The 13,473-nt window shown below is 70.9% G+C and carries 12 protein-coding genes; 6 read left to right on the top strand and 6 right to left on the bottom strand.

Going from position 1 to position 13,473, the window contains the following annotated elements; genetic code table 11:
- Positions 1 to 4: 4 nt before the first annotated feature.
- Positions 5 to 1,735 (bottom strand): ubiquinone-dependent pyruvate dehydrogenase, encoded by a 1,731-nt coding sequence (gene poxB / locus MFF58_RS14515; protein ID WP_238289130.1) that lies wholly within the window; start codon positions 1,733 to 1,735, stop codon positions 5 to 7.
- 401 nt (positions 1,736 to 2,136) lie between these two features.
- Positions 2,137 to 3,663 carry a helicase HerA-like domain-containing protein gene (locus tag MFF58_RS14510; RefSeq protein WP_238289129.1) on the bottom strand — a complete coding sequence of 509 codons (1,527 nt, stop codon included), beginning with the start codon at positions 3,661 to 3,663 and terminating at the stop codon, positions 2,137 to 2,139.
- Positions 3,664 to 3,798: 135 nt separating this feature from the next.
- Here MFF58_RS14510 and MFF58_RS14505 point away from each other — a divergent pair, with 135 nt between their 5' ends.
- Positions 3,799 to 4,191, top strand: a complete 393-nt coding sequence (locus MFF58_RS14505) for a DUF2267 domain-containing protein (protein ID WP_238289126.1) — start codon at positions 3,799 to 3,801, stop codon at positions 4,189 to 4,191.
- Positions 4,192 to 4,367: 176 nt separating this feature from the next.
- Complete coding sequence (locus MFF58_RS14500) at positions 4,368 to 4,586, top strand: hypothetical protein (RefSeq protein WP_238289124.1); 219 nt, start codon at positions 4,368 to 4,370, stop codon at positions 4,584 to 4,586.
- Between the two features lie 28 nt (positions 4,587 to 4,614).
- Here MFF58_RS14500 and MFF58_RS14495 read toward each other — a convergent pair whose 3' ends face one another.
- Positions 4,615 to 5,622, bottom strand: a complete 1,008-nt coding sequence (locus MFF58_RS14495; protein WP_238289122.1) for a hypothetical protein — start codon at positions 5,620 to 5,622, stop codon at positions 4,615 to 4,617.
- Positions 5,623 to 5,706: 84 nt separating this feature from the next.
- The gene (locus MFF58_RS14490; RefSeq protein WP_238289120.1) at positions 5,707 to 7,776 is read right to left on the bottom strand and encodes a M3 family metallopeptidase; all 2,070 of its coding nucleotides are present in this window, start codon (positions 7,774 to 7,776) and stop codon (positions 5,707 to 5,709) included.
- Between the two features lie 181 nt (positions 7,777 to 7,957).
- Between MFF58_RS14490 and MFF58_RS14485 the strand changes: the two genes are divergently transcribed.
- From MFF58_RS14485 to MFF58_RS14475, 3 genes are all read left to right on the top strand, one after another.
- Positions 7,958 to 8,839 (top strand): extensin-like domain-containing protein, encoded by an 882-nt coding sequence (locus tag MFF58_RS14485; RefSeq protein WP_238289119.1) that lies wholly within the window; start codon positions 7,958 to 7,960, stop codon positions 8,837 to 8,839.
- Positions 8,840 to 8,914: 75 nt separating this feature from the next.
- Positions 8,915 to 10,024, top strand: coding sequence for a L,D-transpeptidase family protein (locus MFF58_RS14480; protein ID WP_238289114.1), 1,110 nt, complete (start codon positions 8,915 to 8,917; stop codon positions 10,022 to 10,024).
- Between the two features lie 250 nt (positions 10,025 to 10,274).
- Positions 10,275 to 10,664, top strand: coding sequence for a response regulator (locus MFF58_RS14475; protein WP_238289112.1), 390 nt, complete (start codon positions 10,275 to 10,277; stop codon positions 10,662 to 10,664).
- Positions 10,665 to 10,698: 34 nt separating this feature from the next.
- Here the strand turns inward: MFF58_RS14475 and MFF58_RS14470 are convergent, their stop codons facing one another.
- Positions 10,699 to 11,088: a YraN family protein gene (locus MFF58_RS14470; RefSeq protein ID WP_238289110.1), complete on the bottom strand. Its 390-nt coding sequence runs from the start codon at positions 11,086 to 11,088 to the stop codon at positions 10,699 to 10,701.
- Positions 11,085 to 12,056, bottom strand: coding sequence for a 16S rRNA (cytidine(1402)-2'-O)-methyltransferase (gene rsmI / locus MFF58_RS14465; RefSeq protein ID WP_238289108.1), 972 nt, complete (start codon positions 12,054 to 12,056; stop codon positions 11,085 to 11,087). Before rsmI ends, MFF58_RS14470 begins: the two co-directional genes overlap by 4 nt.
- A 136-nt stretch (positions 12,057 to 12,192) precedes the next feature.
- On the opposite strand from rsmI, the gene MFF58_RS14460 reads away from it, so the two are divergent.
- Positions 12,193 to 13,464, top strand: coding sequence for a penicillin-binding protein activator (locus MFF58_RS14460; protein WP_238289106.1), 1,272 nt, complete (start codon positions 12,193 to 12,195; stop codon positions 13,462 to 13,464).
- The last annotated feature ends 9 nt before the right edge of the window (positions 13,465 to 13,473 follow it).

The following is a 13,473-nucleotide window of genomic DNA, read 5'->3' as shown; positions in this document are numbered from 1 at the left end:
GGGTCTACCGGATGAGGTTGGTCTTGGCGAGGTCGAGGACCGCGTCACCGCGTCCATCCATCACCGCCCGCAGCACGTAGAGGCTGAACCCCTTCATCTGCTGCCCGTCGATCTTGGGCGGCATCGACAGCTCGTTGCGGGCCGTGCGGACGTCGAGGAGCGAGGGGCCGTCGAAGTCCAGGAACTCGCGCATGGCGCCCGGCAGGTCGGCCGGATCCTCGACCCGCAGGGCGAAGATCCCGGCGGCGCGCGACAGGGCGGCGAAGTCCGGGTTGTCGAGGGCGACCCCGGTCTCAAGGTACCCGGCCGCCTTCATCTCCAGCTCGACGAAGCCGAGCGTGCCGTTGTTGAACACCACCACCTTGAGGGGCAGGCGGTGCTGGCGCAGGGTCAGGAAGTCGCCCATGAGCATGGCGAAGCCGCCATCGCCGCAAAGCGCGATCACCTGCCGGTCGCGCTGGGACGCCTGCGCGCCGATGCCCTGCGAGAGGGCATTGGCCATCGATCCGTGCACCCACGAGCCGAGGAGTCGCCGCCGGCCGTTCATCGCGAGGTAGCGCGCCGCCCAGATCGTCGGCGTGCCGACATCCGCGGTGAACACGGCATCGTCCGCCGCCGCCTCGCTGATGGTGCGGGCGAGGTATTGCGGGTGCAGCGGACCACCCGGCTTGCCGGTCGCCAGCTCGTCCAGGCCGGCGCGGGCCTTGGCGTAGTGCTTCAGGCTGGCATCCAGGAAGGCGCGTTCGGCCTTCGGCTTGAGCCGCGGCAGCAGCGCCCGGAGCGTGGCGCCGACATCGCCCACGAGGCCGAGATCGATCCGACAGCGCCGGCCCAGCTCGGACGGGCGCAGATCGACCTGTGCGACCGTGGCGTCCTGCGGATAGAACTGCTTGTAGGGGAAGCCGGTGCCGAGCATCAGCAGGGTGTCGCAGGCCATCATGGCCGCGTAGCCCGACGGGAAACCGATCAGGCCGGTCATGCCGACGTCGTAGGGGTTGTCGAACTCGACGAACTCCTTGCCGCCCAGCGCGTGCACGATCGGGCTCTTCAGCGCCTCGGCGACCTGAAGCAGCTCGGAATGGGCGCCCGCGCAGCCACGGCCGCAGAGCAGGGTGATCCGCTTCCCGGCGTTGAGCATGGCAGCCAGGGCGTCGAGTTCCGGATCCGCGGGCCGGACCACCGGCTTGGCCGGGATCAACCCGGCGCGGGGCGCCAGGGAGCGCTTGGGCGCCTCGCGGAGCGCGACGTCGCCCGGGATGACGATGACCGCGACGCCCCCTTCCCCCACGGCGGCGCGGATCGCATTCTCCAGCACGAAGGGCATCTGCGCCGGGTCCGAGACCATCTCGCAGTAATGGCTGCAATCGCGGAACAGCTCGGTGGGCTTCGTCTCCTGGAAGTAGCCGGAGCCGATCTCCGCCGACGGGATATGGGCGGCGATCGCCAGGACCGGGCTGCGGCTGCGATGCGCGTCGTAGAGGCCGTTGATCAGGTGCAGGTTGCCCGGACCACAGGAACCGGCGCAGACGGCGAGCTGCCCGGTGACCTGCGCCTCGCCGGCCGCCGCGAAGGCCGCGGCTTCCTCGTGACGCGTATGGACCCAGCTGATCCGTCCGCGGGCCCGCAGCGCCTCGGTGATGCCGTTCAGGCTGTCCCCGACGACGCCGTAGACGCGGGAGACACCGGCCTCCTGAAGGGTTTCGGCGACGACGTCGGCGACGTTGCTGATGCGCATGGTCCGGCTCCGCGTTCGGGCATGATGCAGGGATGTGGCACCGGGATCACGGATGTCACCCCGTGCCGCCGGAGACCGGACCGCGATGGCGATGCCGGACCGCCGCTCCCGGGGCCGAACTGAAGACGCGGGGGGATGTTCCGCCGGGTCGGCGCGCGGGCAGCGGCGCCGGTTCGGCAAGCTGCGCGGCGCGACCCGGCTTCGGACGCACTGAGGCGATGGCCGGCGGGCGGCGCCACGCAGGGCGGATCACTCTTCCGGCCCGCTCCGCGGGCCGTCGCAGGTCGTTCAAGGAGCGGATCGGTTTCCGCCTCCGAGCGAGACCCCGACCCGGGGCCAAGCCGTCCCTCTGACGGCCGCGGCGCCGGCGCCCCGCCAAGACCGTGCGGCCGAGGCGCGTCCTAGCGCTTGGTCAGGCCGCCGAGCACGTTGCGCAGGATGGCGTTGCCGACCTCCCGCCCGACGCTGCGGGCCATGGACCGGGCCGCGTTGCCGACCACCTGCTCGGCGAGGCTCTGCGGCGGACGCCGGCCGCCCTTGGCCTTCGCGGGCGTCCCGAACACGCTTCCGAACAGACCGCCGAGCATCCCACCGAGCCCGCCCACGGAGGCGTCGCCGTCCGGCGACGCGTCGAGGTTCTTGCGTCTGGCGAGCATCTCGTAGGCGCTCTCGTTGTCGACGCTGGTGTCGTACTTGCCCCGCACGGGGCTCTGCGCGATCAGCACCGCCCGTTCCTGCGGTGTCAGCGGGCCGACACGTCCCTGCGGCGGCGCGATCAGCGCCCGCTCGACCAGGGATGGCGTGCCCTTCGGCTCCAGGAAGCTCACCAGCGCCTCTCCGACCCCCAGCTCGGTGATGGCCGTGGCCACGTCGAAGGCCGGGTTCTTCCGGAACGTCTCGGCCGCGGCACGGACGGCGCGCTGATCCCGCGGCGTGAACGCCCGCAGCGCGTGCTGGACGCGGTTACCGAGTTGCCCGAGCACGGTCTCGGGCACGTCGAGGGGATTCTGCGTCACGAAGTAGACGCCGACGCCCTTCGAGCGGATCAGGCGGACCACCTGTTCCACCGCCGCGAGGAGGGACTTCGGCGCGTCGTTGAACAGCAGGTGCGCCTCGTCGAAGAAGAAGACGAGCTTCGGCTTGTCGAGGTCCCCGACCTCCGGCAGCTGCTCGAACAGTTCCGAGAGCATCCAGAGCAGGAAAGAGGCGTAGAGCTTCGGCCGCTGCATCAGCTTGTCGGCGGCCAGGATGTTCACGAAGCCCCGACCGTCGCGGTCAGTGCGCATGAAATCGGCGAGGTCCAGCGCCGGTTCGCCGAAGAACGCGTCGGCACCCTGGTTCTCCAGGACCAGCAACTGGCGCTGGATCGCCCCCACCGAGGCCGACGACACGTTGCCGTAGCGGCCGGAAATGTCCTTCAGGTTCTCCGCGCAGAAGGTCAGCAGCGCGCGCAGATCCTTCAGGTCGATGACCGGCCACTGGTTCTCGTCCGCAACCCGGAAGGCGATGTTGAGCACGCCCTCCTGCGTGTCGTTGAGTTCGAGGAGGCGGCCGAGCAGCAACGGCCCCATCTCGGTCACCGTGCAGCGGATGGGATGGCCCTGCTCGCCGAACAGATCCCAGAACACCGTGGGGAAGCGGTCCGGCTCGTAGGTGAGGCCGAGTTCCTCGGCACGCTTGACGAAGGCGGGCTTGGCTTCCCCCGCAGCCGCGATGCCCGACAGATCGCCCTTGATGTCGGCCGCGAAGACCGGGACGCCGGCATTGGAGAAGCCCTCCGCCAGAACCTGGAGGGTAACGGTCTTTCCGGTCCCGGTGGCACCGGCAACCAGCCCGTGCCGGTTGGCGAGGCGCAGGGCCAGCACCTCCGGCTTGCCCGGGCCCGCGGGCTGAACGCTCTTGCCGACCAGGATCAAACCGTCGCCCATCGCCGTTGCCCCCGAGGCGCCAGGGTTCCGTTATGGACAAGGCGTCCCGACTTTTCCAGGGACGCGCCCGGCCGCTTGATTTCCGGCGCCTCAGAGTCGAAGGACGTCCCGAAGCGTTCCGAAGAGATCATCACCATGGAAGAATTGCTTGCCCGCGTCACCGCCCGCACCGGGCTCGATGCCGCGACGGCACAGACCGCAGTCGGACACATCCTGGCCTTCCTGCAGAAGGAGGGGCCGGCGACGGAAGTCGGTCAGCTGCTCGCCGCGCTGCCGGGTTCCGAGACGCTGATCACCGACGCGAATGCCGGCGACGGCGGCGGTGGCGGCCTGATGGGCATGCTCGGCGGCATGATGGGCGGCGGCGGCGTCATGGCGCTCGGCCAGAAGCTGATGTCGGCCGGCGTGCCGATGGGCCAGATGCAGCCCCTCGGTCAGGAGCTGTTCGCCTACGGTCGCGAGAAGGTCGGCGAGGACGCGATGGGCCCGATCATCGGCTCGATCCCGGGGCTCAACCAGTTCGTCTGATCCACCGCTGCGGTGTGCGCCGGCGCACCGCATTCGGGCAGCGCCTGGACAATCGTAAAAAAGTGGTTTCGCGGCGAAAGCTTGGCGGAACCTGTCCACGCGATGCCCGTTATTCAGGATGTGGTACGGAACGCTGCCTTCGGCGGTATCCGGGACCGCACTCAAGCAGGCCGGCCATGCCCGTCTTCGACTCCAAGAATCTGGACTGCGCGTTCGAGGGGCAGGCGCTCCTGGCGTCGATACTCCACCCGACCCGGGCGGCCCAGACCCGCGCCCTGCGGCACGGGCGGCGTCGCGCCGAGCGCGCAGCCGCGATGGCCGATCCCATGACGATCGAGTCGCGCTTCCCGCTCACCCCCGACGTGCTCGCGCAGACGGCCTGCTCGACCCGCTGACGGCGTCGTCCGCCGCTGGAGAGCCCGGCTACCAGGGTTGCGGCGTGACGAGGCCCTGACGGGTCACCACCACCCACTCACGTCCGCGCCGCTCGACGGACTCGACGCGGCCGACGCCCGGCACGACGTCGCCTGGACCGACCTCGACGAGACGATGCCGCCGGTTCTCCAGGATCGCCGCGCCCTCGAAGATGTCGCGCAGCGCCCAACCGTCGATCACCGGCGCCTTCTCCGCTGCGGCGGATTTCGGTCGCACGTCGGCCGGCTTGGCGTCGGCCATCTTCACGTCGCTCGCCCGGAATTCGCTGGACTTGGTCTCGGGGCCCTTGATCTCGGGGCCCTTGGCCTCGGAGATTCTGGCTTCCTGCAGCTTGGCGTCCGGAACCCTGGCTTCAGAGACCTTGGCGTCGATGCTCTTCGCTTCGGCATTCCGGGTCGCGTCGGCGAGGCTCCCCGTCTGCGTGGGCTCCCCGCGGGCGGCTTGCGTGGCGGCCGCCGGGGCGCGGCGGTCGAGCTGGGCGGCGAGGGTGGCGATCCGCGCATTCTGTTCGCGCTCGACCTGCTCGAAGCGCTCGCCGAGGGCGGCGGTCTTGGCGTTCAGAGTCTTGTCGAGCTGGGCGAGGCGCTCACCGAGGGCGCTGCTGCGGGTGCCGGCCTCCTTGCGCGCCGTGTCGGTGGACGCCCTCAGGTCGGCGAGGACCTGATGAAGCTGCGCGATGTCGCTGCCGAGGCGGGCGGTCTCGGTCCGGCCGGCATCGAGCGTGGTGGTGAGGGCCATGACAGCGTCGTTGGACGGCGCCGATCTGGTGAGCGCCATGACGCCGCCGCCCAGCAGGGCGCCGACTGCCAGGGCCGCGCCCGGGATGGCGAGACGGTGCCGGTCGAGACGCGGAAGCGGCGGGAGCGCGAAGCGCCTCGCGGCCGGCGAGGCCTTCGCCGCGGTGTCGGTCGCGGGCTTCGGATCCGTCGTACCGGTCACCGCAGCCTTCAGCAGGTCGACCGCGGATACGGCCTGCTTGGCTTCGATCTTCGTCATCGCCCCGAACTCCGCACGCAGGATGTCGCTGCAAGCGTTCGTTAAGGACGTTTGTTTACGAAACCCTTACCGCGGGTTCGCCGCTCAAGCCGCCAGGCCCCGCTTCTTGAGCAGCGGCGCGAGGCTCGGCATCCGCCCGCGGAAGGCCGTGTAGGCCTCCCGGGCGTCGCGCAGGTTCCCGGCGCCGTACACGAAGGTGCGCAGGCGCTTGGCCGTCTCCGGATCGAAGATGTCGCCGGCCTCGCGGAAGGCGTCGAACGCGTCGGCGTCGAGCACCTCGGACCAGAGATAGCTGTAATAGCCGGCCGCGTAGCCATCGCCCGAGAAGATGTGGGCGAAGTGCGGGGTCCGGTGCCGCATGCTGATCTCGGCCGGCATGCTGATCCGCCGCAGCGCTTCGGCCTCGAAGGCCGGCACGTCGAGGCCGGCCTCACCCTCGGCGGACAGATGCAGCGTCATGTCGACAATCGCCGAGGCGGTGTACTCCACGGTCGCGAAGCCCTGGTTGAAGGTGCGCGCCGCCAGGAGCTTGTGCAGGAGCGCGTCGGGCATCGCCGCGCCGGTCTGGTGGTGCCGCGCGTGCGTGCGCAGGACCTCCGGCTGCTCGAGCCAGTGCTCGTAGAGCTGCGACGGCAATTCCACGAAGTCGCGCGAGACGGCCGTGCCCGACAGGATCGGGTAGGTCACGTCCGACAGGAGGCCGTGCAGGGCGTGGCCGAACTCGTGGAAGAGGGTCCGGGCGTCGTCGAACGACAGCAGCGTGCTCTCGCCGGCGGGCGCCTTGGCGAAGTTCATCACGTTGACGATGATCGGGGTGATCGGCCCGTTCAGGCGTTCCTGCGAGCGGAACGCGCTCATCCAGGCGCCCGACCGCTTCGAGGCGCGGGCGAAGTAGTCGCCGAGGAACAGCCCGATCTCGGACCCGTCCGGATTGGCGACACGCCAGACCCGCACGTCGGGGTGGTAGCGGGGGACGTCGGACAGCTCCTCGAAGGTCAGCCCGAACAGCCGCGTGGCCGTGTCGAAGGCCGCCTGGATCATCCGCTCCAAGAGCAGGTACGCCTTGATCTCGCTCTCGTCGAGGTCGTGCTCGGCGCGCCGGACCTTCTCGGCGTAGTGCCGCCAGTCATGGGCCTGGAGGTCGAAGTCGTGGCCCTCCGCCCGGATCGTCGCCTGGAGGCGGTCGCGCTCGTCGGCCGCGCGCGCGCGGGCCGGCGTCCAGACGTCGCGCAGCAATCCGGTGGCGGCCTCGGGGCTCGCCGCCATCGTGTCGTCCAGGGCGAAATGCGCGAAGCTCTCGTAGCCGAGGAGCCGCGCCCGCTCGGCGCGGAGGCTGACGATCTCGGCGCTGACGGCGCGGTTGTCGGTCTCGCCCCCGGTCTCGCCGCGGCGCGTCCAGGCCGCGTAGGCGCGCGCACGCAGGTCGCGGCGGGTGGAGAAGACCAGGAACGGCTCGATCAGGGAGCGCGACAGGGTGATCACGTGGCCGTCGAGCCCGCGCTCCCGCGCGGCGCTGGCCGCGGCGGCGCGCAGGAACGGCGGCAGGCCGGCGAGGTCGTCCTCGGATTCGAGCGGCAGCGTGAAGCTGCTCTCATCGGCCAGCAGGTTCTGGCTGAAGCGGGTGCCGAGTTCCGACATCCGCGCGGCGATCTCGGCGATGCGGGCCTTGTCGTCCGCGCCCAGATCGGCCCCGGAGCGACGAAAGCGGATGCGGTAGCGGTCGAGGACCCGCCGCTGCTCCGGGTCCAGTCCCTCGGCCTCGACGGCCGAGATGCGCGCCCAGAGTTGCGGGTTGAGATAGATGGCGCTGCCGTGCCGGGCGAGCTTCGGGCCGATCTCCCGCTCGATCGCCTGCAGGTCAGGGTTCGTGTGGCTGCCGGTCAGGTTGTAGAAGACGCCGGCCACCCGATCGAGGGCGATGCCGGCCCGCTCCATCGCGGCCACCGTGTTGTCGAAGGTCGCGGGGGCCGGATCGGCCGCGATGGCCCGGATCTCCGCAGCGTGTGCCGCGAGCGCCGCGTCGAAGGCCGGCCCGTAATGCGCGGGCCTGATCCGCTCGAACGGCGGCAGGCCGAACGGCGTCGTCCACTGTGCCTCGTGGAAGGGATTGTCCTGCGGCAGGCTCTGGAGCCCTGCATCCGCTGAATCCGGCATGCGATCCTCGACATTCGTTCGTACGACGGCCATTGCCGTCCGCAGAGGGCCCGACGCCCAGGCGTCGATGGCCGCGATCCGAGAGACAGTGGTTGGTTCGGCGCGTCCGTCAACCGCTCGGCGTCGATCCGAACGGCGTCTCGGCCGTTAGCTAGGGCCAACGCCCACGCTTCGAGGCTCCATGCCGGGATGTCGCCTGCCCTACCTTCGTCCGTTGACGGCGCTCGCCTGCGGTGCGCTGGCCCTCGGCTGCACGGTGCCGTCGCGCACGTCGAGCGCGGCGGAAGCGCCGGTCGCCACCGTGCCGGTTCCGCCGCCGGTGCCGCCCGTGCGGCCGGACGCGCTGAAGCCCCCGGCCGTCGCGGAACCCGCGCCCGCGGCACCGGCCGCGCCCGGCAAGGGATCGGGGGCGGACGGCGTCGTGGAACAGGGCAAGCCGGAGATGCCGACGCCGCCCCCGGTTCCACCCGGCCGGCCCGCCGAATTGTCCGGTCCAGGCGCGCTGGCGCTCAAGGTCGTGCCCCCCGACGACACCGCCTGCCGGATCCGGCTCAAACGCCTCGGTGCGGAGTTCGAAGAGCTGTCTCCGATCGCCGAGGGCCAGTGCACCGCGCCCCTCCCCCTGAAGGTCACGAAGCTCGCGGACGGCATCGCGCTGCCCCAGGGGGCGACGCTCACCTGCCGGGCGGCCGAGGCCCTGGCGCGCTGGGTCACCGAGGCTCAGGTCGAGGCCGAGCGGGTGCTCAAGCACCCCCTGACCGGGCTGGAACTCGGCGGCACCTACGTGTGCCGGGGCCAGAACCACGATATCGATGCCAAGCTCAGCGAGCACGCCTTCGCGAACGCCATCGACGTCATGGGCTTCGCGTTCGGCGGCCGGGCGAGCATGCCGGTCAAGGTGTTCCCGGAGCAGTCCGACGAGGCGCAGTTCCTCGGTTCGGTGCGATCGAAGGCCTGCGGTTTCTTCCGCACGGTGCTGGGTCCGGGCACGAACGCCGCGCACGCCAATCACCTCCACCTCGACGAGCGCGAGCGTACGGCGGGGCACCGCCTCTGCGAATGAGCCGACGTGGAACGTTCCGGGCGGCTCGATGCTTTTGCGACCGGAGTGCGACCGCTCCCGGAGGCGACGACGTCGATGAACCCGACACCCTGGCGGCTGGCAAGCGTGGCGCTCCTGGCGGGCGGCATCTCGGCGCAGGCCCTGGCGGCACCCGACAGATCCGCGCCCCGGGACACGGCCAAGTCCGAGGCCTTGACGGCGGACGCCGTCAACGCCGCGACCTTCACGCCCCCGCAATCGGGCAAGGCCGATGCGAAGACGCGCAGGTCCAAGTCGCGGGACGCTAAGAACCGGGCCGCGAAGACCGATCCGCTGATCCTGAAGGCGCAGGTGCTGCTCGACCGGGCCCGCTTCTATCCCGGTGCCATCGACGGCCGGAAAGGCGAGAACTACCAGCACGCCCTGTCGGCCTTCGCGGTGGCGCAGGGCCTTCCGGCGACGACGGACCTCACCCAGGAGGTCTGGGACAAGCTCCAGGCCACGAGCGACAAGCCGGTCATGACGGACTACACGCTCACGGACGCGGACGCCTCGGGCCCCTACGTCGACCAGATCCCGCCCAAGATGGAGGAGCAGGCCGAGCTCAAGGCGCTCAGCTACACCAATCCCCGGGAGATGCTGGCCGAGCGGTTCCACATGAGCCGCGACCTCGTCAGCGCGCTCAATCCCGGCAAGCCGCTCGACAAGGCCGGAACCACGATTGCCGTGGCCGCGGTCGATCCGATGACCCTGGACAAGCCCAAGGGCAAGGAGCTTCCGCAGGATCCCAAGGTGGAGCGGATCGAGGTCGACAAGGGCAGCCGCGACGTGCGTGCCTACGGCGCCGATGACAAGCTGATCAGCTACTACCCCGCCTCGATCGGGAGTTCCGAGAAACCCGCGCCGAGCGGCGACACCAAGGTCAAGGGCATCGCCTTCGACCCGGACTACACCTACAATCCCAAATACGCATTCAAGGGCGTGAAAGCGCAGCACAAATTCTCGATTCAGGCGGGGCCGAACAATCCCGTCGGTCTCGTCTGGATCGATCTCGCCATCCCGAGCTACGGCATCCACGGCACCCCGGAGCCCGAGAAGGTGGGGAAGACCGAGTCCCACGGCTGCATCCGCCTGACCAACTGGAACGTGCGCGACCTCGCGATGCACGTGGCCCGCGGGGCCAAGGTCAGCTTCAAGGACGACTGACCGGCCGCGTCGGGATGCGACACGGTCAAAAATGTATCATCGGTTAACATCCCGGGCTCGAAAGGCCGCGGAACGACCCGAGAACGCTTGACACGTTGCGCATTACGGGCGACGCCAAAGGTCATCTCGCGGGCCACCCGTCGAGGCTGAACCGGTATTTCCGGGCGCGGCTCATGCGGCCCGCGCGGCGCGACCAACTGCACGGCAAGATCCCCGGCGACGGGGGCGTTCGAAGGGAAGACGGCCCGGCGTGACTGCTGACCCCAACGATGACGTCCTCAACGGCATCCGCGTACTCGTCGTGGAGGATGAGGCAGCGATCTCGATGCTCCTCGAGGACATGCTCCTCGATTTCGGCTGCGCCGTCGTGGGACCGGCCGCGCGCCTGTCGTCGGCTCTCGAGATGGCGTCGCAGGAGGCTTTCGAGGTCGCGATCCTGGACGTGAACGTCGCGGGCGAACCGATCTACCCGGTGGCCGAGGCGATCGCCAAGCGCGACCTGCCCTTGGTCTTCTCGACGGGCTACGGCGGCGCGGGCATCCGTGAGCCGTTCCGCGACAGGCCGGTCGTCCAGAAGCCCTTCAGTCAGGCCGACCTGAAGCGGACGCTGATCGGTGCCATCCGAGCCGTGCGCACCTGACGGACGCCGGGGCCGCGCGGAACGCCCGGCACCGTCACAGCCCTTCGATCACGAAGGCGTCGGCGACGTGGGCCGGCCATTCCCGCAGGCCGACGAACACGGCATCCGCCCGAAACGTCATGCCCGCGCACCAGGCGTTGCGACCGATCCAGGCCCGGACGGCACGGGAGAAGCGGCGCCGCTTGGCGGCGTCGATGGCCTCCCGGGCATCCTCCCGCCGGGGCCGCGCCTTCACCTCCACGAACGCGATCGTGCTCCAGCGCCGGACGATCAGGTCGATCTCGCCACCGGCGATGCTGACGCGACGGCCGATCGGCCAGTAACCCTTGAGCATCAGCGCCGCCAGCGCCAGCCACTCGGCGCGATGACCGCGCCGGTAGGCCGCCCTGCGCCGCGCAACCCGGTCGGGCAGCGGGCCGGTCAAGCGTCGCCCCGCGCCAGCACCAGCGCCCGCGCATAGACGAGGCGGCGCGGCTGCCCGGTCTCGTCGGCCACGAGGCTGGCGGCATCCTTGATGGAGTGGCGTTCGAGGGCGGTCCGGACCAGGGCGTCCAGGGTGGCGTCGCTGTCGGCGGTGCGCTCCGGCGTCGTGGCCGCACCGATGATGACGACGATCTCGCCCTTCGGCGGGCCCTCCTCGGCGAAGCGCGCGCTCAGCGACCCCAGCGTGTCCCGGCGGACGGTCTCGTAGAACTTCGTCAGTTCGCGGGTCACGGCAGCGGGACGGTCGGCGCCGAGGACGGCGGCGGCGTCCGCCAGCATCTCCGGGAGACGATGCGGCGACTCGAACAGGACCAGCGTGCCCGGGACCGGCACCAGCGCCTCCAGCCGGTTGCGCCGCGCCCCCGCCTTCTGGGGCAGGAACCCTTCGAAGAAGAAGCGGTCCGTCGGCAGACCCGCGGCGACCAGGGCGGTCATGACGGCGGACGGACCGGGGACCGGCGTGATCGCGATGCCGGCTTCGATGGCGGCCTGAACGAGCTTGTAGCCGGGATCGGAGACCAGCGGCGTGCCGGCATCCGAAACCAGGGCCAGGGCCTCGCCGGCGCGCAGGCGGCCGACCATGCGCTCGCGCACCGCGTCGTTGGAATGCTCATGGTAGGCCAGCAGCGGCGTCGTGATGCCGTAATGCGCCAGAAGCGTGCGGGTCACGCGCGTGTCCTCGGCGAGCACCGCGTCCGCCGCCGCGAGGGTCGCCAGCGCGCGGATGGTGATGTCGCGCAGGTTGCCGATCGGCGTCGCCACGATGTGCAGGCCGGGCGGGAGCGGCTCGGCCTCGCTCGCCAGCCCGAAGGCCGTGAACGTCTGGGTCCTGGGCCGGTCGCCGCTCGGCCTGTGGGATGGGGCTTTCGTCGGGGAAGCGGCCCCCGGAGCATCGAATCGTCGGGTCATCGTCGACCATGTTGCCACACTGGCCGCCCTTCGTCGCGGCGAGACGTACCCGAACGTGGGCAAGTCCCGGTCGGCGCGTTTACATTTCCGAGGGCCGCGGTCAGGCTCGCCCCGCCTGCACGAGGGAGTCCGCGCGATGGCGCGTCCGATCGGCGCGCGGGATGGTCGCCCGCGCGTCACTGCCCTGACCGTCGCGCTCTGCGTCGCGCTGCCGCTCCTCGGCGGCTGCCTCGGCACCGATATCGGCCGACGCCGTACGGCACCGCAGGCCGCGCTCACGCCGCCCGCCGAGGTGCCGCAGGCGCCCCAGGCGGCGTCGCCCGCCGAGGCCCCGACGCCGGCCGCCTCCGGTGCGCAGCGGCGCATCGGTGCCGGCGCGGTGAAGGTCGCCCTGGTGCTGCCGCTGAGCGGACAGGGAGCCGCGGTCGGCGCCGCCATGCGCAACGCGGCCGAACTCGCATTCGAGGAGGCGCAGCAGCCGGACCTGACCATCCTGGTGGAGGATGACCGGAGCAGCCCGGACGGCGCCCGGGATGCCGCGCAGGAGGCCGTGCGGCAGGGAGCCGAGATCATTCTCGGCCCCGTCTTCGCCGGCAACGTGCAGGCTGCCTCCACGGTGGCGAGGACGGCGGGCAAGCCGGTCATCGGCTTCTCCACGGATGCGACCGTGGCGGCCCGCAACGTCTACCTCCTGAGCTTCCTGCCGCAGGCGGAGGTCAACCGGGTGGTCGAGGAATCCGTTGCCGCAGGCAAGCGCTCCTTCGCGGCACTGATCCCGGACACGGCCTACGGCAACGCGGTCGAGGCGGAGTTCCGCGAGGTCGTGGCGCGGCGGGGCGCCCGGGTCGCGGCCGTCGAGCGGTATCCGGCCGGTGCGCCGGGTCCCGCCGTGGAGCGGCTGTCGCGGGTCATCACCGGTCCCGGGGCGACCGCCGACGCGCTGTTCATCCCGGAGACCGCGGAGGGCCTGCCGGCCGTCGCCACGGCCCTGACCCGGGCCGGCTTCTCGCCGGACCGGGTCCGCCCGATCGGGACGGCGCTGTGGAACGAGCCCGCCCTGTTCGCGCTGCCGGTCCTCCAGGGGGGCCGGTTCGCGGCACCGGACCGGAGCGGGTTCTCGAATTTCAGCGGGCGCTACCAAGCCCGCTTCGGCAGCGTCCCGCCGCGCGTGGCCTCCCTCGCCTACGACGCCGTGATGCTCACCGCCGCGCTGGCGCGGCAATACGGCTCACAGCGATTCGTCGAGGCAACCCTGACGAACGGATCGGGATTCGCCGGTATCGACGGCACCTTCCGGTTCCGGTCGGACGGGCAGAGCGAGCGGAATCTGGCCGTCTACGAGATCCGCAACAACGCCGCGACCGTGGCGAGCGCGGCTCCGCGGCTCCTGTCGAAACCCGCGATCTGAGGACGCGAT

It is taken from the genome of Methylobacterium longum (assembly GCF_022179385.1).
Taxonomy (GTDB): domain Bacteria; phylum Pseudomonadota; class Alphaproteobacteria; order Rhizobiales; family Beijerinckiaceae; genus Methylobacterium; species Methylobacterium longum.
Note: the sequence above shows the minus strand (reverse complement) of the source record. Positions and strands in the feature narration are given on the sequence as shown.

What these genes read in the sequence shown, in the direction of transcription:
- MFF58_RS14505 (WP_238289126.1), top strand. Translation starts at nt 3,799, where the DNA reads ATGGAAGAATTGCTTGCCCGCGTCACCGCCCGCACCGGGCTCGATGCC.
- MFF58_RS14510 (WP_238289129.1), bottom strand. Translation starts at nt 3,663, where the DNA reads ATGGGCGACGGTTTGATCCTGGTCGGCAAGAGCGTTCAGCCCGCGGGC.
- poxB (WP_238289130.1), bottom strand. Translation starts at nt 1,735, where the DNA reads ATGCGCATCAGCAACGTCGCCGACGTCGTCGCCGAAACCCTTCAGGAG.
- MFF58_RS14485 (WP_238289119.1), top strand. Translation starts at nt 7,958, where the DNA reads ATGCCGGGATGTCGCCTGCCCTACCTTCGTCCGTTGACGGCGCTCGCC.
- MFF58_RS14480 (WP_238289114.1), top strand. Translation starts at nt 8,915, where the DNA reads ATGAACCCGACACCCTGGCGGCTGGCAAGCGTGGCGCTCCTGGCGGGC.
- MFF58_RS14500 (WP_238289124.1), top strand. Translation starts at nt 4,368, where the DNA reads ATGCCCGTCTTCGACTCCAAGAATCTGGACTGCGCGTTCGAGGGGCAG.
- MFF58_RS14490 (WP_238289120.1), bottom strand. Translation starts at nt 7,776, where the DNA reads ATGCCGGATTCAGCGGATGCAGGGCTCCAGAGCCTGCCGCAGGACAAT.
- MFF58_RS14460 (WP_238289106.1), top strand. Translation starts at nt 12,193, where the DNA reads ATGGCGCGTCCGATCGGCGCGCGGGATGGTCGCCCGCGCGTCACTGCC.
- rsmI (WP_238289108.1), bottom strand. Translation starts at nt 12,056, where the DNA reads ATGACCCGACGATTCGATGCTCCGGGGGCCGCTTCCCCGACGAAAGCC.
- MFF58_RS14495 (WP_238289122.1), bottom strand. Translation starts at nt 5,622, where the DNA reads ATGACGAAGATCGAAGCCAAGCAGGCCGTATCCGCGGTCGACCTGCTG.